General features: G+C 70.8%; 21 protein-coding genes. 8 read left to right on the forward strand and 13 right to left on the reverse strand.

The annotated features are described in order from the left end of the window. Positions 1 to 2: 2 nt before the first annotated feature. The 9 genes from ACIQID_RS08990 to ACIQID_RS09030 form a co-directional block, all read right to left on the reverse strand. Positions 3 to 539, reverse strand: a complete 537-nt coding sequence (locus ACIQID_RS08990; RefSeq protein ID WP_331201723.1) for a flavin reductase family protein — start codon at positions 537 to 539, stop codon at positions 3 to 5. After that, complete coding sequence (locus tag ACIQID_RS08995; RefSeq protein WP_400283985.1) at positions 536 to 1,885, reverse strand: FAD-dependent oxidoreductase; 1,350 nt, start codon at positions 1,883 to 1,885, stop codon at positions 536 to 538. The genes ACIQID_RS08990 and ACIQID_RS08995 overlap by 4 nt, the downstream gene beginning before the upstream one ends. Further along, on the reverse strand, positions 1,882 to 2,208 hold the full coding sequence (gene fdxA, locus ACIQID_RS09000; protein WP_025103996.1) for a ferredoxin: 327 nt from the start codon (positions 2,206 to 2,208) through the stop codon (positions 1,882 to 1,884). Before fdxA ends, ACIQID_RS08995 begins: the two co-directional genes overlap by 4 nt. A gap of 155 nt (positions 2,209 to 2,363) precedes the next feature. Next, positions 2,364 to 4,616, reverse strand: coding sequence for a glycoside hydrolase family 3 N-terminal domain-containing protein (locus ACIQID_RS09005; protein WP_400283989.1), 2,253 nt, complete (start codon positions 4,614 to 4,616; stop codon positions 2,364 to 2,366). Further along, positions 4,616 to 5,761: an ABC transporter permease gene (locus ACIQID_RS09010; protein ID WP_400283992.1), complete on the reverse strand. Its 1,146-nt coding sequence runs from the start codon at positions 5,759 to 5,761 to the stop codon at positions 4,616 to 4,618. Before ACIQID_RS09010 ends, ACIQID_RS09005 begins: the two co-directional genes overlap by 1 nt. Position 5,762: 1 nt before the next feature. Further along, positions 5,763 to 6,851, reverse strand: a complete 1,089-nt coding sequence (locus ACIQID_RS09015) for an ABC transporter permease (protein WP_312674018.1) — start codon at positions 6,849 to 6,851, stop codon at positions 5,763 to 5,765. Beyond that, on the reverse strand, positions 6,848 to 7,654 hold the full coding sequence (locus ACIQID_RS09020) for an ATP-binding cassette domain-containing protein (protein WP_331201719.1): 807 nt from the start codon (positions 7,652 to 7,654) through the stop codon (positions 6,848 to 6,850). The genes ACIQID_RS09015 and ACIQID_RS09020 overlap by 4 nt, the downstream gene beginning before the upstream one ends. Continuing rightward, the gene (locus ACIQID_RS09025; RefSeq protein ID WP_312674021.1) at positions 7,651 to 8,475 is read right to left on the reverse strand and encodes an ABC transporter ATP-binding protein; all 825 of its coding nucleotides are present in this window, start codon (positions 8,473 to 8,475) and stop codon (positions 7,651 to 7,653) included. The genes ACIQID_RS09020 and ACIQID_RS09025 overlap by 4 nt, the downstream gene beginning before the upstream one ends. A 138-nt stretch (positions 8,476 to 8,613) precedes the next feature. Then, positions 8,614 to 10,281 (reverse strand): ABC transporter substrate-binding protein, encoded by a 1,668-nt coding sequence (locus ACIQID_RS09030; RefSeq protein ID WP_400283997.1) that lies wholly within the window; start codon positions 10,279 to 10,281, stop codon positions 8,614 to 8,616. 153 nt (positions 10,282 to 10,434) lie between these two features. Here ACIQID_RS09030 and ACIQID_RS09035 point away from each other — a divergent pair, with 153 nt between their 5' ends. Together ACIQID_RS09035 and ACIQID_RS09040 are read left to right on the forward strand one after the other, a co-directional pair. After that, complete coding sequence (locus ACIQID_RS09035; RefSeq protein ID WP_312674023.1) at positions 10,435 to 11,079, forward strand: TetR/AcrR family transcriptional regulator; 645 nt, start codon at positions 10,435 to 10,437, stop codon at positions 11,077 to 11,079. A gap of 22 nt (positions 11,080 to 11,101) precedes the next feature. After that, positions 11,102 to 12,316, forward strand: a complete 1,215-nt coding sequence (locus ACIQID_RS09040) for an amidohydrolase (protein ID WP_400284001.1) — start codon at positions 11,102 to 11,104, stop codon at positions 12,314 to 12,316. A 15-nt stretch (positions 12,317 to 12,331) separates the two neighbouring features. Here the strand turns inward: ACIQID_RS09040 and ACIQID_RS09045 are convergent, their stop codons facing one another. Next, entirely contained in the window at positions 12,332 to 13,036 is a 705-nt protein-coding gene (locus ACIQID_RS09045; protein WP_312674026.1) for a GTP pyrophosphokinase family protein, read from the reverse strand. Between the two features lie 10 nt (positions 13,037 to 13,046). Continuing rightward, entirely contained in the window at positions 13,047 to 14,135 is a 1,089-nt protein-coding gene (locus ACIQID_RS09050; RefSeq protein WP_400284005.1) for a VanZ family protein, read from the reverse strand. A 224-nt stretch (positions 14,136 to 14,359) separates the two neighbouring features. Here ACIQID_RS09050 and ACIQID_RS09055 point away from each other — a divergent pair, with 224 nt between their 5' ends. After that, positions 14,360 to 16,309 (forward strand): APC family permease, encoded by a 1,950-nt coding sequence (locus ACIQID_RS09055; RefSeq protein WP_400285726.1) that lies wholly within the window; start codon positions 14,360 to 14,362, stop codon positions 16,307 to 16,309. Positions 16,310 to 16,318: 9 nt separating this feature from the next. On the opposite strand, the gene ACIQID_RS09060 is transcribed toward ACIQID_RS09055, so the two are convergent. Beyond that, a complete protein-coding gene (locus ACIQID_RS09060; protein WP_400284008.1) occupies positions 16,319 to 17,725 on the reverse strand; it encodes a PLP-dependent aminotransferase family protein in 1,407 nt (468 codons plus the stop codon). Between ACIQID_RS09060 and ACIQID_RS09065 the strand changes: the two genes are divergently transcribed. Then, on the forward strand, positions 17,724 to 18,704 hold the full coding sequence (locus ACIQID_RS09065) for a DMT family transporter (RefSeq protein ID WP_400284011.1): 981 nt from the start codon (positions 17,724 to 17,726) through the stop codon (positions 18,702 to 18,704). The two genes, ACIQID_RS09060 and ACIQID_RS09065, sit on opposite strands and share 2 nt — an antisense overlap. Next, on the forward strand, positions 18,677 to 19,270 hold the full coding sequence (locus tag ACIQID_RS09070; RefSeq protein WP_400284014.1) for an FMN-binding negative transcriptional regulator: 594 nt from the start codon (positions 18,677 to 18,679) through the stop codon (positions 19,268 to 19,270). The genes ACIQID_RS09065 and ACIQID_RS09070 overlap by 28 nt, the downstream gene beginning before the upstream one ends. Positions 19,271 to 19,341: 71 nt before the next feature. On the opposite strand, the gene ACIQID_RS09075 is transcribed toward ACIQID_RS09070, so the two are convergent. Further along, positions 19,342 to 20,490: an SLC13 family permease gene (locus ACIQID_RS09075; RefSeq protein WP_400284017.1), complete on the reverse strand. Its 1,149-nt coding sequence runs from the start codon at positions 20,488 to 20,490 to the stop codon at positions 19,342 to 19,344. A gap of 280 nt (positions 20,491 to 20,770) precedes the next feature. On the opposite strand from ACIQID_RS09075, the gene ACIQID_RS09080 reads away from it, so the two are divergent. Genes ACIQID_RS09080 through kdpB form a run of 3 tightly spaced genes read left to right on the forward strand, consistent with a single transcriptional unit; the run spans position 20,771 to position 24,779 of the window. After that, entirely contained in the window at positions 20,771 to 20,860 is a 90-nt protein-coding gene (locus ACIQID_RS09080) for a potassium-transporting ATPase subunit F (RefSeq protein WP_036292752.1), read from the forward strand. Further along, positions 20,860 to 22,536, forward strand: coding sequence for a potassium-transporting ATPase subunit KdpA (gene kdpA / locus ACIQID_RS09085; RefSeq protein WP_400284021.1), 1,677 nt, complete (start codon positions 20,860 to 20,862; stop codon positions 22,534 to 22,536). The genes ACIQID_RS09080 and kdpA overlap by 1 nt, the downstream gene beginning before the upstream one ends. 2 nt (positions 22,537 to 22,538) lie before the next feature. Continuing rightward, positions 22,539 to 24,779: a potassium-transporting ATPase subunit KdpB gene (gene kdpB, locus ACIQID_RS09090; protein ID WP_400284024.1), complete on the forward strand. Its 2,241-nt coding sequence runs from the start codon at positions 22,539 to 22,541 to the stop codon at positions 24,777 to 24,779. Positions 24,780 to 24,798 lie beyond the last annotated feature (19 nt).

Consider the following 24,798-nt stretch of genomic DNA (forward strand, 5'->3'; position numbering starts at 1 on the left):
GGTCAGAGGGCGGTGTCGGGGGACAGGGCGTGGAATCGGCGGTCGATGTAGACGAGCGGGCGGGCGGGGCGGCCGGTGAGGACCTCGAGCACCTCGGCGATCACCACGGTCGACGAGCCGACGGGCACGGTCTGGATCGCCCGGCAGCGCAGCGCCACACGGGCCTCCGCCAGGTGCGGCTCGCCGGTCGGCAGCGTCGTCCAGCCCTGCTCAGGCGTGAAGCGCTCGGAACCGCTCACCGCGAAGCTCTGGGCGAGCGCGGAGTGCTCGTCGTCGATGAGGTGCACGACGAAGGTCTCGGCGCCGAGGATGGCCCCGGCGCTGCCGGTCGCCCTGGTCACCGAGAACACGATCGCCGCCGGATCGACCGCGACCGACGACACGCTCGACGCCGTGAGGCCGACGGGGCCGTCCGGACCCTGCGCCGTGATGATGGCGACACCGGCGGGGTGGGTGCGGAACGCCGCCTTGAGCCCCTCCCCGACCGGCGTGGGCACCGGAGCGGCGGGGTGCGGGGTGGTGTTCGGGTCGCGGGTCATCGGGTGCTCTCCTCGAGAGGGATGGGGGTGGGGGTCGCGTGGGCGTGCATGGCCGCGCGGTCGACGAGCTTCGTGCGCTCCCGGCCGCGGACGGCTCCGGCGCGGCGCTCGGCCTCGTCGATGCGCAACCAACCCTCCCAGTCCACCACGCCGGGGAGGTCCAGGGGCGGGTCCCGGTCGATGCGGGCGGACGGCGTCGCGGCGAGGTCCTCCACGAGATGCTGCACGGTCTGCGCGGCGTCGGACTTGGTCGAGCCGATGAGCCCGATCGGCCCGCGCTTGATCCAGCCGGTCGCATAGAGGCCCGGCACGGGCGTGCCGTCGGCATCGAGCACCCGTCCCTCCGCATTCGGCACGACGCCCCGTGCCGCGTCGAACGGCACGCCGGGCACGGGCGAGGAGAGGTAGCCGATCGCCCGGTACACGGCGCCGACCTCGTACCGCACGAGCTCGCCGGTGCCGACCATGCGGCCGAGCGGATCGGAGGCCGTGCGCTCGAACTCGATGCCCTCCACGCGGTCCGTGCCGAGGACGCGGACGGGGCGATGCCGGAAGTGCAGGTGGATGCGCCGGGAGGCCCCGGCGGACGGACGCTGCGCCCATTCCGTGAGGGTGCGCACGATGATGCGGCGCTGCGAGAACTGCTCCAGCATGCGCGAGGCATGGTCGTCGAGCTCGAGGTCGGCGGGATCGACGATCACCTCCACGTCGTGCTGCTCCCCGAGCTCGCGCAGCTCCAGGGCCGAGAAGCGCGCATCCGCCGGACCGCGACGGGCGAAGAGGTGCACGTCGCGGACCCGGCTCGCGGCGAGCGCGTCGAGGATGTGATCGGGGGTGTCGGTCGACTCCAGAGCCGCGGCGTGCTTCGCGAGGATGCGCGTGACGTCGAGGGCCACGTTGCCTGCCCCGAGCACGGCCACGGACTCCGTCTCCAGGCTCCAGCCCCGCGCGACGTCGGGGTGCGCGTCGTACCAGGCCACGAACTCCGCGGCGCCGAACGATCCGGGCAGGTCGGCTCCCGGCACGTCGAACACCACGTCGCGGTCGGCTCCGGTCGCGATGACGACGCCGTCGTACGCCCGGCGGAGCTCGTCGACCGTCACATCGACGCCGACCTCGACGTTGGCGCGCAACCGGATGCCGGGCTGGAGGAGCACGTCGTGCAGCGCATCGATGATCTTGCGGATGCGCGGGTGGTCGGGGGCGACGCCGTAGCGGACGAGCCCGTACGGAGCGGGGAGCTTCTCGTACAGGTCGATGGCCGCCTCCGGCACCTGCGCCCGGAGGAGGTCGGCGGCGTAGATGCCCGCGGGGCCCGCGCCGACGATGGCGATGCGCGGGGTCACTCGTGCACCTCCTGCGGCGGGAGCGCGGCGATGAGGGGGTGGTCGTGACGGATGAGTCCGGTGCGGGCGGCACCGCCGGGCGAGCCGATCTCGTCGAAGAACTCGACGTTGGCCTTGTAGTAGTCCTGCCACTCGTCGGGCAGATCGTCCTCGTAGTAGATCGCCTCGACGGGGCACACCGGCTCGCACGCTCCGCAGTCCACGCACTCGTCGGGGTGGATGTAGAGCGACCGCTCCCCCTCATAGATGCAGTCGACGGGGCATTCGTCGATGCAGGCCTTGTCCTTGAGGTCGACGCACGGCAACGCGATCACGTACGTCATCGCGACTTCTTCTCTGTCCCACTCACGCCCTCCACCGTAAAACCTCAAGCGCACTTGAGGTCAAATCGAGGCCGAGACCCCGACCTCTCCCCGAGACCCCGCCTCCGCCGCGCGGATACGACGGGGTCTCGGCGGCGAAGCGGGGTCTCGGGGAATCAGGAAGGGGAGATCTCGAACGAGGCGGGGAGGAGGTGATCCTCGCGGGAGCTGGGGCCGACGAGGAGGGTGAAGGCGCCGGCCTCCACGGTGCGGACCCCGGCGGCGGTCACGATCGTGCAGTCCGCGACCGGGACCTCGATCCGCACGCGCGCACTCTCCCCCGGCGCGAGGTCGACCTGCCGGAAGGCCTTGAGCTCGCGATCGGTCCAGCTCACGCTCGTCACCTCGTCCCGCACGTAGGCCTGCACGGTCTCGCGGACGGGCCGGTCCCCCGTGTTCGTCACGGTCACGTGCCCCACGACGGTGTCGCCGAGGCGCAGCTCCGTCTGCTCCAGCTCCAGCTCCGCGTACGCCACGGTCGTGTACGACCGGCCCTCGCCGAAGGCCCACGCGGGCGCCTGGGTGAGGTCGGCGTAGCGGTCGCCGTGCTGACCGCGGATCTGGTTGTAGTAGGTGGGCTGCTGGCCGACGTGCCGCGCGAACGAGATCGGCAGCCGGCCCGAGGGCTCCACGGCACCCGTGACGATGTCGGCGAGCGCCCGCCCGCCCTGCATGCCCGGGCTGGCCGCCCAGACCACCGCCGCCGCGCGCTCCGCCGAGGGCGGGAGCACGAGGGGCTTCGAGGCCAGCAGCACCACGACGACGGGCTTCCCGGTCTCGATGAGCGCGTCGAGCAGGGCGTTCTGGCCGCCGATGAGCTCCAGGGTGGCCGTGGACCGCCCCTCGCCCACGAGCTCGATGCGATCGCCGACCACCGCGACCACGACGTCGGCGGACTCGGCGGCGGCCACCGCCTCCGCGATCAGCGCAGGATCCGGCGGGCACGGCTGCACCACGGGAGGACGCGGCTGGTTGTCCGGGAAGTGCGTGCCGCGGGGGTCATCGGCGAGCGTGAGGATGTCGGCGCCGCGCGCATGCGTGACCGTCCACGCGTCCACCGCACGGAGGCCGTCGAGCACGGTCGTGATCATCTCGCGGGGCTGTCCGTCGAGCCAGCCCGCCTGGCCCGAACCGCCGGCCCAGTCGCCGAGCTGCGTCTGCGCGTCGTCCGCGAGCGGCCCGGCCACCGCCACCCGCAGCGGCGCCGCGGCATCCAACGGCAGCAGTCCGTCGTTCTCCAGGAGCACGAGCGAACGGCGGGCGATCTCGAGGTTGAGGTCTGTGTGCGCGGCGCTGCCGACCACGGCGGACAGGTCCTCGCGCGGCAGCCGGGGGTCCTCGAAGAGCCCGAGCTCGAACTTCAGCGTGAGGATGCGGGAGACCGCGTCGTCGAACGCGTCCTCCGGCAGCAGCCCCCGGGCGACCGCGTCCAGCGCCCCCTCGAAGAACCCGGGGGTGGTCATCACCATGTCGTTCCCGGCGCGCACGGCCGCGGCCGCGGCATGGGTGAGGTCGGGCTGCACCCGCTGCTCCCACACCATCCGGCCCACGTTGTCCCAGTCGGTGATGAGGGTGCCGGTGTAGCCCCACTCGCCGCGGAGCACGTCGCTGAGCAGCCACTCGTTCAGCGTGATCGGCACCCCGTCTGTCGTCTGGTAGCCGAGCATGAACGTCCGGCAGCCCTCGCGGGCGACCCGCTCGAACGGCGGCAGGAACCAGGAGCGCAGCTTGCGCGGGGAGATGTCCGCCTCGCTCGCGTCGCGTCCGCCCTGCGTCTCCGAGTAGCCGGCGAAGTGCTTGGCCGTCGCGAGGATGGCCGTGGGGTCGTCGAGCCCGTCGCCCTGATAGCCGCGCACCATGGCCGAGGCCAGCTCGCCGATCAGGAACGGGTCCTCCCCGAACGTCTCCCCGACCCGCCCCCAGCGCAGATCGCGGGCGATGCACAGCACGGGCGAGAACGTCCAGTGGATGCCGGTCGCCGCGACCTCCTCGGCCGTCGCCCGCGCCACGCGCTCGACGAGCGCGGAGTCCCACGAGGCGGCCATGCCGAGCTGCGTGGGGTAGATCGTCGCCCCCGGCCAGAACGAGTGCCCGTGGATGCAGTCCTCGCCCACCAGGAGCGGGATGCGGAGCCGGGTCTGCGCCGTGAGCTCGTTCGCCCGCAGGATGCGCTCGGGAGAGGTGTGCAGGATCGATCCCGCGTGACGGCGGGCGATGTGGTCGTCGATGTCGTCGCGGGCGTCGAGCTGGAGCATCTGCCCGACCTTCTCCTCCACCGTCATGCGGCTGAGGAGGTCGGCCACGCGCTCGGGGATCGAGAGAGCGGGGTCCTGGTACGGGAGCTGCGTGGTCAGAGTCTGAGAGGTCATCACTTCTGGTTCTGGTTCTGGTTCGTGTTCTGGTTCGAGGAGTCGGCAGGGTCCGAGCGGTCGGACGAGGTCGCCGACGATACGGGATCCGGGGCCTTCTTCGGCAGGGGCACGCTGCGGACGGCCGTGACGGCGTCGTTCACGTTCAGCCCCTTCTTCTTCATCGCCCTGGCCCGCTCGCCCGCCGAGCGCAGCCTCGGATTGACGTACTCGTCGATGCCGAAGTTGATGAGCGAGAGCGCGACGCCGATGATCGCGATGCAGAGCCCGGCCGGCACGTACCACCACCACAGTCGCGGGAACGCGCCGTTCTGCTGCGCCCAGAACAGGATGGTCCCCCAGTTCAGGTTGCTGACCGGGATCACCCCGATGAAGGCCAGCGTCGTGAGACCGAGGATGGCTGCCGTCACGGTGCCGACGAAGCTCGAGGCGATGAGCGCCATGAGGTTCGGGAGCATCTCGACCGTGATGATGCGGCGCAGCGGCTCGCCGTTCGCGCGCGCGGCCTGGATGAAGTCGCGGTTGCGCAGCGACATGGTCTGGGCGCGCAGCACGCGGGCGCCCCACGCCCATCCGGTGATCCCGAGCACCGCGGCGATCACGATCAGCGGCGGGTTCTCGAACTGCGAGGCGATGATGATGATGAGCGGGATGCCGGGGATCACCAGGAACACGTTGGTCAGCGCCGAGAGCGATTCGCTCTTCCAGCCGCGCACGTAGCCGGCGATCACACCGATCGTGATCGCGATGATCGTGGCGATGAACGCCGCGAGGAAGCCGACGACGATCACGCCTCGGGTGCCGTAGATGATCTGGCTCAGGACGTCTTCGCCCATGTGCGTCGTGCCCAGCCAGTGCTCCCAGGAGGGCGGCTGACGCAGCGCCGTGCGGTCCTTCTGGGTCGGTCCGTACGGGGCGATCCACGGCGCGAAGACGGCGATGAGCACGAACGCCCCGAGGATGAGGAGCCCGGCGATCGACTTGGGGTTGCGGAACATCGCGAACGCCTGCGCGAGCTGCGACCAGAACGTCTTGCGCGGCGGCGCTCCCGCCGGCGGTGTGCGCAGCGTGGCGGTCTCTGGCATGCCGGAGACGACGGCCGATCCGTCCGGCGCCGTGTTCGCTGCGGTGGTGGGAACGGTCATGTCAGGACTCCATCTGGCGCGTGCGCGGGTCGAGGTAGGCGTAGACGACATCGGCGAGGATGTTGGCCACGAGCACCGACAGCGTGATCACGAGGAACACGCCCTGCATCAGGGCGAAGTCCTTGGCGTTGGTCGCGTCGAGCAGCAGCTTGCCGACACCCGGATAGCTGAAGACCATCTCCATCACGATCGTGCCGCCGACGATGAAGCCGATCGACAGCGCGAAGCTCTGGATCTGCGGCAGCACCGCGTTGCGGGCGGCATAGCCCCAGAGCACCCGCTTGTTGGGCATGCCCTTCGCCTGTGCGACCGTGATGTAGTCGTCGTCGAGCACCGTCAGCATCATGTTGCGCATGCCGAGCACCCATCCGCCGAGCGAGGCGACCACGATGGTGAGGGCCGGGAGAGTGCCGTGCATGATCACCTGGCCGATGAAGTCGAGACTCCATTCCGGCGACTGCCCCTTGTCGTAGGCGTGCGATGAGGGGAACCACTTCAGGGTCGAGGAGAAGATCGCGATCGCGATGAGTCCCAGCCAGAAGTACGGGATCGTGTTGAAGAACGTCGTCACCGGGATGATCGCGTCGAGCCTGCTGCCGCGCTTCCATCCGACGACGGCTCCGAGCAGCGTGCCGATCGCGAAGGAGATGATGGTCGCGATGCCGACCAGCCCGAGTGTCCAGGGCAGGGCGGCGGCGAGCACCTCGGCGACGGGCCGCAGACCGTGCAGGGTCGAGATGCCGAGGTCGCCGCGCAGCAGCATCCCCCAGTACTCGAGGTACTGCTGCCAGATGGACTTGTCGGTGTCGATGCCGAGGAGCACCCGCAGGGCCTCCGCCGCCTCGGGGCTCACGTTGCGGTTGCGCGCGAGGTACGAGCTGACCGCGTCGCCCTTCATGAGGCGGGGCAGGAAGAAGTTGATCGTGATCGCCGCCCACAGCGTGAACAGGTAGAACGCCGCGCGACCGGCGAAGAAACGCCAGGGCACCGGCCGCCTGGTGCGGTCCGCCATGGTCGCCGTGGTGCCGACCTCCAGGGCATCGCGGGCGACGAGGTCGTTGTCGTCGAGCTGGGGGAATGCGGTGCTCACAGCGCGCCTCCGTTCGATGCCGCTGCGGCGAAGTGCTTCTCCGGATCGGGAGAGGCCGCGCGCAGCTCGCGGGTGTACGGATCCTGCGGGTTGAGGATCACATCGTCGGCGGTGCCGTACTCGACCACGCGCCCCTGGTTGAGGACCATGATCTCGTCGCTGAAGTGCCGGGCGGTCGCCAGGTCGTGCGTGATGTAGAGCACACCGAGTCCTTCCTCGCGCTGCAGGTCGGCGAGCAGGTTCAGCACGCCGAGCCGGATGGAGACGTCGAGCATCGACACCGGCTCGTCGGCGACCAGGAGCGAGGGACGCGAGGCCAGGGCGCGCGCGATGGCCACACGCTGCCGCTGACCGCCCGACAGCTCGTGGGGGCGGCGGTCGATCACCGCGTCCGCATCGAGGCGCACCCGGTCGAGGAGCCGACGCACCTCGTTCTCGGTCTCCTTCTTCGGCACCACCTCGTCGAGGCGGATCGGACGCTCCAGGTGGTAGCGGATCGAGTGGTACGGGTTGAGTGAGGCGAACGGATCCTGGAACACCATCCGTAGCTGCTGGCGGTACTTTCGCAGGCCTTTGCCGCGGCGCGGGATGGGCGTGCCGTCGAGCAGCACCTCGCCGCTGGTCGGGGTCTCGAGCTGGGTGAGGATCTTCGCGATCGTGGACTTGCCGCTGCCGGACTGGCCGACCAGGCCGATCGTCTGGCCGGACGTCAGGGTGAAGCTCACGTCGTCGAGGGCTTTGATCTGCCCGGCACCTCGGACGTTATACGCCTTCGTGACGTGGCGGAACTCGAGGGTGGTCATCGCACCAGCACCCCTCTCTCCCCGGTGAGCCGGGGGAACGACGACAGCAGCGTCTTCGTGTACTCGTGCTCCGGCTGCGTCCAGATGCGCTCGGCCGTATCGAGCTCGATGATCTCGCCTTCGCGCATGATCGCGATCCGGTCGCTGATCTCCAACAGGAGCGGCAGGTCGTGGGTGATGAAGATCACCGAGAAGCCGAACTCGTGCCGCAGCTGGGAGATCTGCTTGAGGATCTCCCGCTGCACCAGCACGTCGAGCGCGGTCGTCGGCTCGTCCATGACCATCAGCTGCGGACGCAGCGCCAGGGCCATGGCGATCATGACGCGCTGACGCATGCCGCCGGAGAGCTCGTGCGGGAAGGAGCGCACGCGCTGGCGGCCGACCTTGACGATCTCGAGCAGCTCCTCGGCCTCGGCACGCCGCTGCCTGCGGTTCATGTCGGGGCGGTGGATCTCGAACACGTCCTCCAGCTGCGAGCCGATCGTCGCGACGGGGTTGAGGGCGTTCATCGCGCCCTGGAACACCATCGACACCTTGTCCCAGCGGAATCGCTGCATCGCGTCGACGTCCAGCGCGTTGATGTCGATGTCGGTGCCGGTCGCGTCGTGGAAGGTCACGCTGCCGCCGGTGATGACAGCCGGAGCGCGCAGCAGGCGCTGCACCCCGTAGGCGAGCGTGGTCTTGCCGCATCCGCTCTCCCCGGCGAGGCCGAGGATCTCGCCGCGCTGCAGTTCGAGGGTGACGTTCTTCACCGCCTCGACGGGCGGATCGACGTCGTACACGACGGAGAAGTCGCGCACGGTGAGCAGGGGGTCTGGCATGGGGGTGTCCTTCGTGGGGGGCGGGCCCTTCGACAGGCTCAGGGACCCAGAGGGGTGGCCCTTCGACAGGCTCAGGGACCCAGTGGGTGACTGAGCCTGTCGAAGTCCCGGCTGTGGGTGGCTGAGCCTGTCGAAGTCCTACTCGGCGGGCTTCAGCTTCGTGAGGATCTGCACGATGTTCGGCTGCGTCGGGTCGGCGGACGCGTAGGTGTCGTCCTCCGACGGCCAGCCGACGTAGTTGCGCGTGTTGAACTCACCCAGCAGCGGGTGGGCGCCCAGCGGGATGGCCGGCACCTGCTCGGAGAAGATCGTCTGCAGCGTGTCGATCGCGGTGGTGCGCTCCTCGTCGGACGAGGCGTTGGCGTAGGTGTTCAGCGCGGCGGTCGCCTCCGGGTCGTCGAAGCGGCCGAAGTTGAAGCCGGCCTTGCCCTCGGGCGAGATCCAGCGCGGGTCCATGGTCGACGTGTACAGGCCGTACGCCGTGCCGCTGTCCTCCAACCAGTGGATGATCGCGGAGAACGTGCCGTTGTCGCGGGGATCGGCCCAGCCGCCCCAGTCGGGCATGTCGATCTTGACCTCGGCGCCGATGCTGTCCTTCACGTCCTCGGCGATGAGCTCCTGCGCGGTGTTCCAGTCGCTCCAGCCGGAGGGGACGGAGAGCGTGAACGAGACGGGCGTGCCGTCGGGGTCGATCAGGGCGTCGTCCTTCCAGGTGTATCCGGCGGTCTCCAGCAGGTCACGCGCCTTCTCGGCGTCGACCTTGTAGTCGACGCCCTGGAACTCGGGCTGGATCTCGTCTTCGAGGATCGACGACAGGCCCGTGACCGACCAAACGGGCTCGCTGGCACCCTCGCGCGCGATGTCGACGTAGGCGTCGCGGTCGATCACCCAGGCGAGCGCCTGACGGAAGGCGGGGTCGTCGAACGGCTTCTGCTGCAGGTTCATGAACAGCGTGGCCGAGCCGGTGGTCGGCGAGGCGAGGAACTTGTTGTGCTCGGGGTCGGCCGAGAGGAACTGCTCCTCGATCTGCGGGATGAACGCCTGCGCCCAGTCGGCGTCGCCGTTCGCGAGGGCCGTGGTGAGGGCGGTGTTGTCGCCGTACGAGACGTAGTGCAGCTCCGGCACGGCGAGGTCGCCGCCCCAGTAGTCGTCGCGCGCGTCGAGCGTGACCGACTCGGTCGACCAGTTCGCCATCGCGTAGGGGCCGGTGCCGACGAGGTCGTCGCCCTTGACGGGGTCGGTGGCCGGGTCGTCGAAGTTCTCCCAGATGTGCTTCGGGACGATCGGCACGTGCAGCACGCGGGCCTGGTTGACGTACTTGGAGTCGCCGAAGCTCAGCACGACCTTGTCGCCGTCGACCTCGGCGCCCTCGAACTTGAGGCCGGCGGTGTCGAGGGCGGGGATCGAGGCGGTCTCGAAGGAGAAGACGATGTCGTCGGCCGTGAACGGCTCGCCGTCGCTCCAGGTGACGTCGGCGCGGGGGACGACCGTGAGCTGCGTGTAGTCGTCGTTCCACTCGAGGCTCTCGGCGAGCCACGGCGTGGTACCGCGGTCGCCCGTCTGGTTCACCAGGGCCAGGGTCTCGAACACGACCTTGGCGTAGCCGTACTTCGACGCGGCGGAGTCGCCGACGAACGGGTTGTTCGACTCGGTGGTGATCGCGCCGTCCGGCTTGGCGATGGTGAGGGATGCGGATCCGGCGCCGTCGCCGTCGCCGGATCCACCGCCTGCCGAGCATCCGGCAAGCGCCGAGACGCCGAGGACGGCGACGGCGCTGGCGGCGATCAGGGTTTTCGTGAGCTTCATTGCTTCTCCTTGGGCACGGGTCCTTGTGCGGCGTGGCGGCCGACGGATCGCCTCCGGCCGCTGTTTTGCTTACTGTCGAGAAAGTAAGCTGTGGAGAGGTTACCGAGGAGTAAGTTGGTTGGCAAGCAGAGCGGGACGACGGGAGGTGGGCTCATGACGGACGACGTGCACACGGTGCGGGTGCGCCCGGCGACGCGGGAGAAGCGCGAGCAGATCCTCAAGGCGGCGGTGGAGATCTTCGGCAACAAGGGCTCCACGAACGGCACGCTCGCCGACGTCGCCGAGCAGGTCGGCATCACGCACGCGGGCGTGCTGCACCACTTCGGGTCGAAGCAGAAGCTCCTCCTCGAGGTGCTCGCCTACCGCGACCAGGCCGACGTGGCCGACCTCGCCGAGAAGCACATCCCCGACGGCCCGGAGCTGTTCCTCCACCTCGTCCGCACGGCGTTCGCCAACGAGAAACGGCCGGGCATCGTGCAGGCCTACACGGTCCTCTCCTCCGAGTCGGTGACCGACGACCACCCCGGCCGCGAGTACTTCGAGGACCGCTACACGACCCTGCGCCGGGAGGTGACGGCGGCGTTCGGCGAGCTGTGCGCCCAGGAGGGTGTGACCGAACCCGCGACCATCGCCGCCGCCTCGGCCGCCATCCTCGCCGTGATGGACGGCCTGCAGCTCCAGTGGCTCCTGCATCCCGAGGTGATCGAACTCGGCGAGACGAGCGAGTTCGCGATCCAGGCGATCGTGAACGCCGTGCTGCATCCGGGACCGGCCCTGGAGTCCTACGCGCGCCCCTGACCCTCCCGGCTAGGCTCTGGCCATGACGATCGACCTCGAAGCGCTCTACATCGACCTGCATCAGCACCCCGAGCTCTCGTTCCAGGAGACGCGCACCGCCGGCATCGCCGCCCAGCACCTGCGCGACCTGGGCCTCGAGGTCGAAGAAGGCGTCGGGGTGACCGGCGTGGTCGGGGTTCTCCGCAACGGCGAGGGTCCGGTGGTGTGGGTGCGCGCCGACATGGACGCGCTCCCGGTCGAGGAGCAGACGGGCCTCGCCTATGCGAGCACCGCGAGAGGCGTCGACCCCGCAGGCACGACTGTTCCCGTCATGCACGCGTGCGGCCACGACATGCACGTCACCGCGATGATCGGCGCCGTGGAGAAGCTCGTGGCCACGCGCGCGGAGTGGTCGGGCACCCTCGTCGTGCTCATCCAGCCCGCCGAGGAGTACGGCGCCGGTGCGAGGGCCATGCTCGACGACGGTCTGCTCGCCCGCTATCCGAAGCCCGACGTGGTGCTCGGTCAGCACGTCACCCCGCTCCCCGCCGGGATCATCGGTGTGCGCAGCGGCACCCAGATGGCCGCGTCGGACGGTCTCACCGTCACCCTGCACGGCCGCGGCGGCCACGGCTCCCGACCGCACGCCACGATCGACCCGGTCGTGATGGCAGCCGCGACCGTGATGCGCCTGCAGACGATCACCTCGCGCGAGATCGACCCGCAGGGGGTGGCCGTGGTGACGGTCGGCTCGATCCACGCCGGGCTCAAGAACAACATCATCCCGGCCGAGGCGAAGCTGGAGCTCAGCCTCCGCTACCCGAACGAGGACGTGCGGGAGAAGGTGCTGTCGAGCGTCGAGCGGATCGTGCGCGCCGAGGCGATGGCCTCCGGCGCGGAGCGCGAGCCGGAGATCCACACGCAGCACACCCTGCCCGCCACGATCAACGACGAGGAGGCGACGGCGCGGGTCTCGTCGGCGCTGCGTCGGGCGCTCGGGGAGTCGGCCGTCGTCGACCCCGGCATGTTCACCGGCAGCGAGGACGTCTCCTGGTTCGCCCGCGACGCCGAGGTGCCGCTCGTGTTCTGGTTCTGGGGCGGCGTCGACCCCGCCCGGTTCGCCGAGGCCGTCGCGGCGGGGACCGTGGAGAAGGACATCCCCACGAACCACTCGCCGTTCTTCGCGCCGGAGATCCATCCGACGATCGAGGTCGGCGTCACGGCGATGTCCGCCGCCGCCCGCGAGTTCCTCGCCTGACGCGGGTCGGGCTGCTCAGACCTCGACGATCCCCGGCGCGGGCGGAGGCGGCGGTGCGAGCTGCCGCTGCGGCACGCCATGAGCTTCGCGGTGCAGCCGCTCCATGCGGGTGTCGAGTTCGGCAGCGGCATCGGCGGCATCGCTGAGGCTGTCGACGAGATGCGCCGGCACCTGGTTGGAGAACTTGTAGTAGATCTTGTGCTCCAGGCTCGCCCAGAAGTCCATCGCGATGGTGCGGAACTGCACCTCGACCGGCACGGACAGCGCGCCCGTCGAGAGGAAGACGGGGACCTCGATGATGGCGTGCAGGCTCTTGTACCCGTTCGGCTTCGGGGTCGCGATGTAGTCCTTCACCGTGCGGACGGTCACGTCGTCCTGCGCGGTCAGCAGATCGAACAGCCGGTAGACGTCGGCGACGAAGCTGCAGGTCACCCGCACTCCGGCGATGTCGGTGATCTCGGCACGGATGCGGTCGAAGTCCGGGTCGTCGATGCCCTTCCTGGCGATCTTCTCGACGATGCTGTCCGGCGACTTCAGACGGCTCTTCACGTGCTCGATGGGGTTGTACGCGTGATCGTGGGTGAACTCGTCGCGGAGGATCGAGATCTTCGTCTCCACCTCGCGCATCCCGAACTCGTACTCGCGGAGGAAGCGCTGCAGCTGGTCGCGGAGCTCCTTCGCCTCGGAGATCAGGTGCTCGTCGACGGGGATCACGCTCATGGGGACGACGTTATCGATCCGTGATCGGAAACCCCTGTGGATTCGAGTGCGTGACGCGGGCGTCCTCGAGGTGCTGGCCGGAGAGGAGACCGGGGAGGCCGCGCCCCTGGCGGGTGGTGAACAGCAGCACGATCGCGACGAGGATCAGCACCGAGGAGAGCGCGTCGAACACCCCGCCGAGCATCCCGAGAGCCGTGAGTCCGCCGATGCCGCCCGCCCAGCGCAGCAGCCGGGCGAGCGCGGCCGGCAGCCGCGACCCGGTGTAGCGCAGCTGCACGGCGAGGTCTCCCACCGAGCGGCCGGTGACGAGGATGATCACGAGCCACAGCGCACAGGCCGCCGCCGTGCTCACCGTGCCGGCGAGGGTGCCGTCGAGAACGGCCTGACGGTCCTGCACGACGTACTCGAGCCAGAGCTGCACCGCGACGCCCGCGGCGAGCACGACGAAGCCGTTCGCGAGTCCGTCGCACAGCATCGCCAGCGCGCGGCGACCACGGGTGACCGGGCGCGGCTCGTCGGCATCCGCCCGCGCCTGCAGGCCGCGCAGCGACCGGGGCACCACCAGCGCGAGCACCGAGCCGAGCACGGCTCCGGTGGTGTTCGTCATCAGGTCGCCGACGTCGAAGAAGCGGTAGGCGCACGGGTACAGACCCCAGACGCCGGTGAGCTGCGTGGTCTCCACGAGCAGCGAGAGGCCGAAGCCGGCGAGGAGCGCGGTCGGGAGGCCGCGTCCGCCCAGCACGCGGAGGAACGCCCCGAGCGGGACGAACAGCAGCACGTTGAACACGAGTTGGAGCAGGGCGGGCTGGCGCAGCGGGTTGCCCGGCGCCGCGAACGCCTTCTGCACGTCGCGCACCACGGACATCGGGTCGGTGATCGCCCCCACGCAGCGGATGGCGTCCGGGTCGGGCAACGGCAGCAGCGTGTACGTCCAGATGGCCCAGAAGTAGACGAGCGCCGCGAGCCAGAGCAGCGTGCGGCCGAGCGAGAGGCGTCCGCGGCGGCGGTAGCTGATCGCGACGAAGGGCACGAAGAGGACGACGCCCGCAGCCAGGCCGATCGCCACGGCGATGACCCCCAGAACCACCTGATCCCCCACTGACGCAAGGATACCGGCAGGCCGTGAGGATTCCGTGAGGGAGCGCCACCGGGCCGTAGGGATTCCGTGAGGATCGCGTGAGGGCGCCTCCGGTCGGCGTAGTGTCGCCGGACGTGTCAGAACAAACGAGGCCGACCCCGGACGCGCCGCCGCGCGCCAAGCGCATCCTGCTCGGCGACCCGCTGACGAGCGCCCAGGTCGACGACCAGCTCCTGCCCAAGCGGATGGCGCTGCCGATCTTCGCCTCGGACGCGCTGAGCTCGGTGGCCTACGCCCCGCAGGAGCTCGTGATGATCCTGCTCATCGGCGGCCTCACGTTCCTGTCGTTCACCCCGCTCGTCGCGGCGGCGGTCGTCGTGCTGCTGGTCGTGGTGGTGCTCAGCTACCGGCAGCTCATCAAGGCGTACCCCTCCGGCGGCGGCGACTACGAGGTGGCGTCGAAGAACCTCGGCGAGGTCCCCGGGGTGATCGTGGCCGCGGCCCTCCTCGTCGACTACGTGCTCACGGTGGCGGTGTCGGTCGCGTCGGGGGTGGACAACATCATCTCGGCGGTACCGGCGCTCGACCCGCTCCGCGTGGAGCTCGCGGTCGGCTTCGTCGTGCTCATCATCATCGTGAACCTCCGCGGGGTGCGGGAGGCGTCGCTCGTGTTCGCCATCCCCACGTACGTGTTCATCGGCTCGGTCGGCGTCATGATCGTCACCGGGCTCCTCCGGACCGCGCTCGGCGACGCCCCGATCGCGTCCAGTGCGGACTTCGCCGTGCAGGCCGAGAGCCTCAGCCAGGCGGCCGTGCTGCTGCTCATCCTCCGGGCCTTCTCCAGCGGCTGCTCCGCGCTGACCGGGGTCGAGGCCGTGTCGAACGGCGTCCCCGCGTTCCGGGCCCCGAAGGTGCGCAACGCCCAGTCGACCCTCGTGCTCATGGGGACGATCGCGATCTGCCTGTTCTCCGGCCTCACGGCCCTCGCCCTCATCGCCGGCGTGCACTACGCCGAGAACCCCTGCGACCTCATCGGCTTCGACTGCACGACCCCGCAGCCGAGCCTCATGGCGCAGATCGCCGCGGCCACGTTCGGCGGCGGCAGCATCCCGTTCTTCATCGTGCAGGCGGCCACGGCCTGCGTGCTGCTCCTCGCGGCGAACACCGCCTTCAACGGCTTCCCCCTGCTCGGCGCCGTGCTCGCCCGCGACGGCTACGCCCCGAAGTCGCTGAACACCCGCGGCGACCGGCTCGTGTTCTCCAACGGCATGATCCTCCTCGGGATCGCCGCGATCGCCGTGCTCGTGGTGTTCCAGGCCCGGTTGACGACGCTGATCCAGCTCTACATCATCGGCGTCTTCGTCTCCTTCTCCCTCGGTCAGATCGGGATGGTGCGGCACTGGCGACGGCTGCTCCGGGCCCCCGTCCCCCCGAACGGCGAGGGTGCCGCGGACCGGCGTTCCGCGCGGGTGGGGCTGCTCATCAACTCCGCCGGGGCGACGCTGACCGTGCTCGTGCTCGTGATCGTGACGATCACGAAGTTCACGCACGGCGCCTACCTCGTGTTCTTCGCCATCCCGGTGCTCGCGTTCCTCATGATCGGCGTCAAGCGGTACTACCGGGACGTCGAGCACGAGATCGCCATCGACGACACCACCCGCTTCGGCGCCTCCGGCGACGTCGCCATCGTCCTCGTGAACCATCTGCAGAAGCCGGTGATGAAGGCCATCGACTATGCCATCGCCGCCAAGCACGACAAGACCCTCGCCGTGCACGTGGCCGTGTCGCAGGACGACGCCGCCCGCCTGCAGCAGGAGTGGACCGACCACCTCGTGCCGGTGCCGCTCGTGATCGTCGAGTCCCCGTACCGCTCGTTCGCACAGCCCGTGACGCAGTTCATCCGGCAGTACCGCGAGAAGCACGGCTCCTCCGTCGTCACGGTCTACCTGCCGCAGTACATCGTGGGGCACTGGTGGGAGAACTTCCTGCACAACCGGCGCGCCCGCCGCCTCGCGAACCAGCTCATGCTCGTGCACGGGGTGTCGATCACCCTGGTGCCGTGGCTGCTCGATTCGTCCGAGCTCATCTACGGCCGGCGCTCCCGTCCGCTGCCCGGTCAGGAGAGGGCAGGACGACCCGTCGTGGTGGCCGGGCGCCGGGCGCACCGCCCCGCCGGGCCGCCATCCGAGTCCTGACGGCGGCGGTCAGGTTCCGGCGAGGACCGCGCCGAGGATCGTCGCGGCCTCGGGGAAGCGGGACGGGTCGGCGCTCGCGTAGTTGAGCCGCACGTAGGAACCGGACGGCTCCGCGGGGAACCACTCGCTCCCTGGGGCGATGACGAGGCCGCGGGCCGCGCACTCCCGGACGACGGCTGCGGCGTCGGTGCCGTCGGGCAGCCGCAGCCAGAGGTTCAGCCCGCCGACCGGTACGGCCTCCACCAGCGCGGTCGGCGCCTGCGCGGCCAGGCACGACAGCAGCAGGTCGCGCCGCGAGCGCAGCTGCTCCCGGAAGCCGCGGAGGTGTGTGCGCCACGCCGGCTGCGTCACCACGTCGAGGGCGGCGGCCTGCAGGAGCCCGCTGACGTACATCGACTCCGCCGCGCGATCGGCGAGGATGCGATCCCTGGCGGGACCGCGCGCGATCACCGCCGCCACCCGCAGCGACGGCGAAACGCTCTTCGTCAGCGAGCGCAGGTACACCACATGACCGTCGTGGTCGGAGGCGGCCACGGGGCGGGGGTCGGCGTCGATGCCGAGGTCGTGCGCCCAGTCGTCCTCGATGAGGAAGGCGCCGTGGCGACGGACCGCGTCGAGCACGGCCTCCCCGGTCGCCGCCGGCCACTGCGCGCCGGTGGGGTTCGCGAACGTGGGCTGCGCGTAGAACGCCCGGGCCCCCGTCTCGGCGAGCGCCCTGTCGACCGCGTCCGGATCCGGGCCCTGCGGACCGGAGGGGACGGGAACGAGCACGACCCCCGCCTGCTCCGCCGCGAGCAGGGCGCCCCAGTAGGTCGGCGACTCGATGAGCAGCGGCCGGCCGACGCCGACGACCGCCCGGAAGATCGAACTCAGCCCGCTCTGGCTCCCCGAGATGACGACGGCGTCGCGGGCGGTCGGCACCGTGATCCCCGCCGGGGCCGCCGCGGCCAGCTCCGCCGCGAACCATTCCTGCAGCCCGGGCTCGCCGGCCGCGGGCGAGCGGGTGAGGGCGGACGCGGTCCGGGAGGCGCGCACGAGGGCCTGGCGGACGAGCCGCTCGGGGAGGAGATCCGGAGCGGGATACCCGGAGTGCAGCCCGATCGCGTCCGGCGAGGTCGGGCGCTGTGCCGAGGAGAGACCGTCCAGGCGCACGGCGGCCGCTCCGAGCGCCCCGGCCTGCCAGCCGTAGTCCGCCGGCAGGACCGTGCGCGCCGCGCGGACGAAGGTGCCGACCCCGGGTCGCGCCTCGACGAGCCCGAGGCGGACGAGCTGCTGCACCGCCTTCTGCACGGTCACGGGGCTCGCGGCGTACGCGGCCGTGAGCGCGCGGTTGGAGGGGAGGCGGGCGCCGGGAGCGGCGGCGGCGATCCAGGTCCTGAGGCCGGAGACGATGCGCGCGGTGCTATCCTGACTCATGAAAGAACACAGTAGCGTTATCCGTCCGAACGGAACACTGCTATCCCGCGCCGCCGGTCCCGGTTGGGGGCTGCTGGGCGTCGTCGCCTTCTCGTTCACGCTCCCCTTCACGCGGATCGCGCTCGGCGGCGGACTCTCGCCGCTGTTCATCGGCTCCGCCCGCGCGGTCGTCGCCGCCGTGCTCGCCGCGGTCGTCCTCCTCGTCACGCGTCAACAGCCGCCGAACCCGATCCAGTGGGCCCGCCTGGCGGTCGTCGCGCTCGGCGTGGTCGCCGGCTTCCCGCTGCTGACCTCGTTCGCCATGACCACGACACCGGCGAGCCACGGCGCGGTGGTGATCGGCCTCCTCCCCGCCGCGACCGCCGTGGCCGTCGTGCTGCGCACCCGCGAGCGCCCGTACCCCTCGTTCTGGATCTTCGCGCTCCTCGGCGCCGCAGCGGCCCTCGTCTTCGCGACGCTGCAGAACGGCACGCCCGGCGCCCTCCGCCCCGCCGACCTCCAACTCTTCGGCGCCGTGATCGCCGCGGCCGTCGGCTACGCGGAGGGCGGCCTGCTCGCCCGCGAGCTCGGCGCCTGGCAGACGATCTCGTGGGCCCTGGTGCTCGCCGCCCCCGTGATGCTCGCGGTGGCCGTGGCCGCCGGGGTCGCCGCCCCGCCCGTCGCCACCCCCACCGCATGGCTCGCGTTCGCCTACCTGGCCGCGGTCAGCATGTTCCTCGGATTCTTCGCCTGGTACCGCGGCCTCGCCATCGGCCCGATGGCACAGGTGAGTCAGATCCAGCTCGTGCAGCCCGTCATGGGCATCACCTGGGCCTCCTTCCTCTTCCACGAGGACGTCGGCGGGGCCACGGTGCTCGGCGGGCTCGCCGTCGTCGTGTGCGCCGGGCTCGCCGTCCGCACCCGCAGCTCTCGTCCCACCCCCATCCCCACCCCCACCCGACAGGAGGCGCCGTGCGTCACACCCCCCGCTACCTCATGACCGACCCGGAGGAGGTCAAGCGCCTCATCCGCGCCCACCCGTGGGCGACGTTCGTCTCGCCGACCTCCGCCGGACTCGTCGCCTCGCACTATCCGGTGCTGCTCGACGAGGACGAGGACGACATCGTGCTCGTGAGCCACTTCGGGCGTCCGGACGACGAGCTGCACGAGCTCGGTCGGCACGAGGTCCTGGTGATCATCCAGGGACCGCACGACTACGTGTCCTCGAGCCTCTACGCACCCGGAGACCTCGTCCCGACGTGGAACCATGTCACCGCGCACCTCTCCGGCACCCCCGAGATCCTGACCGCGGAGGAGAACTACGCCATGCTCACGCGGCTCACCGACCACTTCGAGGGTGGGCAGCCGCACGGGCGGAGCCTCGCGGAGGACGAGCCCGGCACCCGGCGGGCGGCGAAGGGCACGGTGGGCCTTCGACTCCGGGTCACCCGGTTCGACGCGCGCGCCAAGCTCAGCCAGAACAAGGCTCCCGAGGTGCGCGAGCGCATCGCCGCCCGGTTCGACGCCGACCACCCCGCCCTGGCCGCCGAGATGCGTCGCGTCTGACCCCCGTTCGAATCGCGCACTTTGCTCCCTCTCGGCCGGATTTGCAGCAAAGTGAGCGATTCGAAACGGGGTCAGAGGACGAGCGTGGCGAGGACGACGGTGGGCACCGCGGCGACGGCCCCCCAGAGCGCGAAGCGACCCCAGCGGATCTCGACCCCGAGCGCCGTCACGCGATGGTGCCAGAGGAGTGTCGCGAGCGAGGCCCACGGCGTGACGAGGGGACCGAGGTTCACGCCGATCAGCAGGGCCATCAGGGCGACCGGGTCCCCTGCCGCGGGTTCGAGCACGAGGTAGGCGGGGAGGTTGTTGATCGCGTTCGCGCTCACGGCCCCGAGCGCGGCGAGCCGGAACAGGTCGCCGAGAGAGTCGCCGTCCGCGGTCGCCGAGGTCAGGAAGTCAAGCAGCCCCTGCGCGTGCGCGGTCTCGACCAGCACGAACAGCGACGCGGCGAGCGCGAGCGCCTGCCACGGGACGAGCGAGAGCCGCAGGGCCCGGCGACGACGGACGGCGAAGAGCACGATCAACGCGAGAGCCGCCACCGCGGCCGGGATCCACACGACGGGGGTGAGCGCGAGCAGCGGCATCAGCACGACGAGGATGCCGGTGGCGCTCCAGAACAGCGTCGGATCGGCGGGCCGCCGGGGCACGGGGGTCTCGTACGTGCCGAAGACCGTGCGCCGATGCAGGACGGTGAGGATCGCGACGGGCACCAGGATCCCCACGAGCGTGGGCGCCCAGCTCAGCGCGATGAACGCCCCGGGTCCTTCCCCCATGGCGGGCGCGGCGAGCAGGTTCGTGAGGTTCGACACCGGCAGCGCGAGCGACGCGGTGTTGGCGAGCCAGACGGTGGCCAGGGCGAACGGCAGCGGGGAGACGCCGATGCTCTGCGCCAGCACGACCACGACAGGGGTGACGATCACGGCGGTCGTGTCGAGCGAGAGGAACACGGTGCTCACCACGGCGAGCACGACCACCAGCGCCCACAGCACCACCACGCGGCCGCGACCCCAGCGCGCGAGGCGCTGCGAGACGACGTCGAACACCGCCGCGTCACGGGCGAGCTCGGCGACGATCGTGATCGCGACGACGAACCCCAGCACCGGCGCGATCCGTTCCCCGAGCGCACCGGCGTCCGTGCGCGGCAGGAACCCCGTGAGCACGCACCCGAGCGCGACCACCACGAGCCCGGCGACGATCCACGTCCCCGTCCCGATCCGCATCCTTCTGATCCCCACCTCGTGAGCATAGGGCCGGCACCGCCTTTCGAATCGCGCACCTGGCTGCATCGGCGGCGGGTTGGGGACCAGGTGCGCGATTCGAAGGCCGTCTCCGTGAGCAACCCGCATGCATCCGGGGGGTGGGCGTAGGGGAAACGTGAGGATCGGCGGATGCGGCGGGGCGGCGCAGTTGGATCGAGGACGTGCTCGACATCATCTACCTCGCGCTGACCCTGGCGCTGTTCGCCCTCGTGTCCCTCGTCGCCAAGGCGGTGGACCGCGCATGATCGTCTTCGAGATCCTCGCCGCCGTCCTCGCCGTCGCCGCGGTCGTCTATCTGGTCGTGGCGCTCGTCGCCCCGGAGCGCTTCTGATGGACGCGGCCCTCCTGTACGGCGTCCTCCAGATCACGGCCGTCGTGGTCGTGCTCGTGCTCCTCTACCGCCCCCTCGGCGACTACATCGCGCACGTCTACACCTCCGGGCGCGACCTGCGCGTCGAGCGGGGGCTCTACCGGGTGATCGGCGTCGACCCCCGCTCCGAGCAGACCTGGCGCGCCTACGCCCGCAGCGTGTTGCTGTTCTCGCTCGTCGGACTCCTGCTCGTCTACGGGCTGCAGCGGCTCCAGGCCTTCCTCCCCGCCGCGCTCGGGCTGCCGGCCGTGCCGGAGGGTCTCGCGTTCAACACGGCCGCGTCCTTCGTCGCGAACACCAACTGGCAGTCGTACTCGCCCGAGCAGACCATGGGCTACACGGTGCAGCTCGCGGGCCTCACGGTGCAGAACTTCGTCTCCGCCGCCGTCGGCCTCACCATCGCCATCGCTCTCGTCCGCGGGCTCGCGCGCCGGGGCTCCGCGACGATCGGCAACTTCTGGGTCGACCTCACCCGCGGCCTGGGGCGGCTGCTCCTCCCGCTCGCCCTGATCGGCGCGGTGGCCCTGCTCGCGGGCGGCGTGATCCAGAACGTGGACGGCTTCACCGATGTCGCCACGGTCTCCGGCGGCACGCAGACGATCCCCGGCGGTCCGGTCGCGTCACAGGAGGCCATCAAGCTGCTCGGCACCAACGGCGGCGGCTTCTTCAACGCCAACTCCGCCCATCCCTTCGAGAACCCGACCGGATGGACGAACCTCCTCGAGGTGCTGCTCATCCTGGTGATCCCGTTCGCCCTCCCCCGCACGTTCGGCCGACTGGTCGGCGACCACCGGCAGGGGTACGCGATCGTCGCGGTCATGGGCACCCTGTTCCTCGCCTCGCTCGCCGCGCTCTCGGCTCTGGAGCGGGCGGGACGCGGCGCCGCGCCCGAACTCGCCGGGGCGGCGATGGAAGGCAAGGAGCAGCGCTTCGGCATCCTCGGCTCGACCCTCTTCGGCAGCGCGAGCACCCTCACCTCGACGGGGGCCGTGAACTCGATGCACGACTCGTACACCGCACTCGGCGGCATGATGCCGATGCTGAACATGATGCTCGGCGAGGTCGCTCCGGGCGGCGTCGGCTCCGGTCTGTACGGGATGCTCGTGCTCGCGATCGTCGCGGTCTTCGTCGGCGGGCTGCTCGTCGGCCGCACCCCGGAGTGGCTCGGGAAGCGCATCGGACCGCGGGAGATGACCCTCGCGAGCCTCTACATCCTCGTGGTCCCGGTGCTCGTCCTCGGCGGTACGGCCCTGAGCTTCGCGATCCCCGGGATCCACGAGGACGTGGAGTCCACGAGCATCCTCAACCCCGGCGTGCACGGCATGAGCGAGGTGCTCTACGCGTTCACCTCCGCCGCGAACAACAACGGCTCCGCGTTCGCAGGGCTCAGCGCGAACACCCCGTGGTTCAACACCGCCCTGGGCGTGGCGATGCTGCTCGGGCGCTTCCTCCCGATCGTGCTCGTGCTCGCCCTCGCCGGGTCGTTCGCCGCGCAGGAGCGGGTGCCGGCCACGACCGGCACGCTCCCCACCCACCGGCCGCAGTTCGTCGGCCTGCTCCTCACCGTGAGCGTCGTCGTGACGGCCCTCACCTACTTCCCCGTGCTCGCACTGGGACCGCTCGCCGAAGGACTCTGACCATGACCCTCCTCACCACCCCTCCCGAACAGCAGGACGCCCCGGCGCCGCGCACCGCTCGCCGGGCGCGCTCCTTCGGCGGCGCCCAGCTCGCCGAGGCGCTCCCCGGCGCCCTCCGCAAGCTGAACCCCGCGACGCTCGTGCGCAACCCCGTGATGCTCCTCGTCTGGGTCGGCGCCGCGTTCACGACCGTCCTCGCGATCGCGGAGCCCTTCCTCGGCGGACCCGCTCCCTCCGGCGGCACCCCCGTCCCGGCGGCGTTCACCGGGGGCATCGCGATCTGGCTCTGGCTGACCGTGTTCTTCGCGAACGTCGCGGAGTCGGTCGCCGAGGGACGGGGCAAGGCCCAGGCCGCGAGCCTGCGGAACACCCGCACCCAGACGATGGCGCGGCGGGTGGTGGGCCCTTCGACAGGCTCAGGGACCCAGGGCCTTGGCTCAGGGACCCAGGGGGGCGCCGAGTGGGTCGCTGAGCTCGTCGAAGCGCCGACGGAGACGGTGTCGTCGGCCGAGCTGCAGCGCGACGACCTCGTGATCGTCACCGCGGGCGAGCTGATCCCGGGCGACGGCGACATCGTCGCGGGCATCGCGACGGTCGACGAGTCGGCCATCACCGGCGAGAGCGCCCCCGTGGTCCGCGAGTCCGGCGGCGACCGCAGCGCCGTCACCGGCGGCACCCGGGTGCTGTCGGACCGGATCGTCGTGCGCATCACGTCGAAGCCCGGCGAGACGTTCGTCGACCGCATGATCGCCCTCGTCGAGGGGGCGAGCCGACAGCGCACCCCGAACGAGATCGCCCTGAACATCCTCCTCGCGAGCCTGTCGATCGTGTTCGTCGTGGTGGTCCTCGCGCTGAACCCGATCGCGTCGTACGCGGCGTCGCCGGTGAGCATCCCCGTCCTCATCGCCCTGCTCGTCTGCCTCATCCCGACCACGATCGGCGCACTCCTCTCCGCCATCGGCATCGCGGGCATGGACCGACTCGTGCAGCGCAACGTGCTGGCGATGTCGGGGCGGGCGGTGGAGGCCGCGGGCGACGTCACCACGCTGCTCCTCGACAAGACCGGCACCATCACCCACGGCAACCGCCGCGCCCACGCCGTGCTGCCGCTCACCGGGGTGGACGCCGCGGAGCTGCTGCGCACCGCCGCCCTCTCCTCCCTCGCCGATCCGACTCCGGAGGGCGCGTCGATCGTCGAGCTCGCCGCCGCCCGCGGGATCCGGGTCGAGGCCCCGACGGACGCCGTCGTCGTCCCGTTCACCGCGCAGACGCGCATGAGCGGCCTCGACCTCGCCGACGGCACGCAGATCCGCAAGGGCGCCGCCTCGGCCGTGGCGGCATGGCTGGGTCAGGGGGCGGGCGACGAGCTCACGACCCTCACCGACGACGTCGCCTCGAGCGGCGGCACGCCCCTCGTCGTCGCGGTGCAGGGCCCTTCGACAGGCTCAGGGACCCAGCCGGACTCGGGCCCTTCAACAGGCTCAGGGACCCGTCCCGTGGAAGCGCGGATCCTCGGGGTCGTGCACCTCAAGGACATCGTCAAGGACGGCCTGCGCGAGCGGTTCGACGAGCTGCGCAGCATGGGCATCCGCACGGTCATGATCACCGGAGACAACCCCCTCACCGCCCAGGCCATCGCGGCCGAGGCGGGCGTCGACGACTACCTCGCCGAGGCCACCCCGGAGGACAAGCTCGACCTCATCCGCCGCGAGCAGGAGGGCGGGCGCCTCGTCGCGATGACCGGGGACGGCACGAACGACGCCCCCGCGCTCGCCCAGGCCGACGTCGGCGTCGCGATGAACACGGGCACCTCCGCCGCCAAGGAGGCGGGCAACATGGTCGACCTCGACTCCGACCCGACAAAGCTCATCGACATCGTCCGCATCGGGAAGCAGCTGCTCATCACCCGCGGCGCGCTGACGACGTTCTCGCTCGCGAACGACATCGCGAAGTACTTCGCCATCATCCCGGCGATGTTCATGGGGGTGTTCCCCGGACTCGCGGCGCTGAACGTCATGCAGCTGCACTCCCCGGCCTCCGCGGTCACGAGCGCGATCATCTTCAACGCCATCGTGATCGTGTTCCTCATCCCGCTCGCGCTGCGCGGCGTGAAGTACCGGCCGGCGAGCGCCTCGCAGATCCTGCAGCGGAACCTGCTCGTCTACGGCCTCGGCGGCGTCATCGCCCCGTTCGTGGGCATCAAGCTCATCGACCTCCTCGTCAGCCTCCTCCCCGGCTTCTGACCGGGCTCGAAAGGAACGC

Origin of the sequence: Microbacterium sp. NPDC091676 (genome assembly GCF_044756645.1) — a bacterium.
GTDB lineage: Bacteria > Actinomycetota > Actinomycetes > Actinomycetales > Microbacteriaceae > Microbacterium > Microbacterium paraoxydans_D.

Bases quoted from the DNA above. Each gene is read 5' to 3' on its own strand.
- ACIQID_RS08990 (WP_331201723.1), bottom strand. From the start codon at position 539: ATGACCCGCGACCCGAACACCACCCCGCACCCCGCCGCTCCGGTGCCC.
- fdxA (WP_025103996.1), bottom strand. From the start codon at position 2,208: ATGACGTACGTGATCGCGTTGCCGTGCGTCGACCTCAAGGACAAGGCC.
- ACIQID_RS09005 (WP_400283989.1), bottom strand. From the start codon at position 4,616: ATGACCTCTCAGACTCTGACCACGCAGCTCCCGTACCAGGACCCCGCT.
- ACIQID_RS09010 (WP_400283992.1), bottom strand. From the start codon at position 5,761: ATGACCGTTCCCACCACCGCAGCGAACACGGCGCCGGACGGATCGGCC.
- ACIQID_RS09020 (WP_331201719.1), bottom strand. From the start codon at position 7,654: ATGACCACCCTCGAGTTCCGCCACGTCACGAAGGCGTATAACGTCCGA.
- ACIQID_RS09025 (WP_312674021.1), bottom strand. From the start codon at position 8,475: ATGCCAGACCCCCTGCTCACCGTGCGCGACTTCTCCGTCGTGTACGAC.
- ACIQID_RS09030 (WP_400283997.1), bottom strand. From the start codon at position 10,281: ATGAAGCTCACGAAAACCCTGATCGCCGCCAGCGCCGTCGCCGTCCTC.
- ACIQID_RS09035 (WP_312674023.1), top strand. From the start codon at position 10,435: ATGACGGACGACGTGCACACGGTGCGGGTGCGCCCGGCGACGCGGGAG.
- ACIQID_RS09040 (WP_400284001.1), top strand. From the start codon at position 11,102: ATGACGATCGACCTCGAAGCGCTCTACATCGACCTGCATCAGCACCCC.
- ACIQID_RS09045 (WP_312674026.1), bottom strand. From the start codon at position 13,036: ATGAGCGTGATCCCCGTCGACGAGCACCTGATCTCCGAGGCGAAGGAG.
- ACIQID_RS09055 (WP_400285726.1), top strand. From the start codon at position 14,360: ATGGCGCTGCCGATCTTCGCCTCGGACGCGCTGAGCTCGGTGGCCTAC.
- ACIQID_RS09065 (WP_400284011.1), top strand. From the start codon at position 17,724: ATGAAAGAACACAGTAGCGTTATCCGTCCGAACGGAACACTGCTATCC.
- ACIQID_RS09060 (WP_400284008.1), bottom strand. From the start codon at position 17,725: ATGAGTCAGGATAGCACCGCGCGCATCGTCTCCGGCCTCAGGACCTGG.
- ACIQID_RS09075 (WP_400284017.1), bottom strand. From the start codon at position 20,490: ATGCGGATCGGGACGGGGACGTGGATCGTCGCCGGGCTCGTGGTGGTC.
- ACIQID_RS09080 (WP_036292752.1), top strand. From the start codon at position 20,771: ATGATCGTCTTCGAGATCCTCGCCGCCGTCCTCGCCGTCGCCGCGGTC.
- kdpA (WP_400284021.1), top strand. From the start codon at position 20,860: ATGGACGCGGCCCTCCTGTACGGCGTCCTCCAGATCACGGCCGTCGTG.
- kdpB (WP_400284024.1), top strand. From the start codon at position 22,539: ATGACCCTCCTCACCACCCCTCCCGAACAGCAGGACGCCCCGGCGCCG.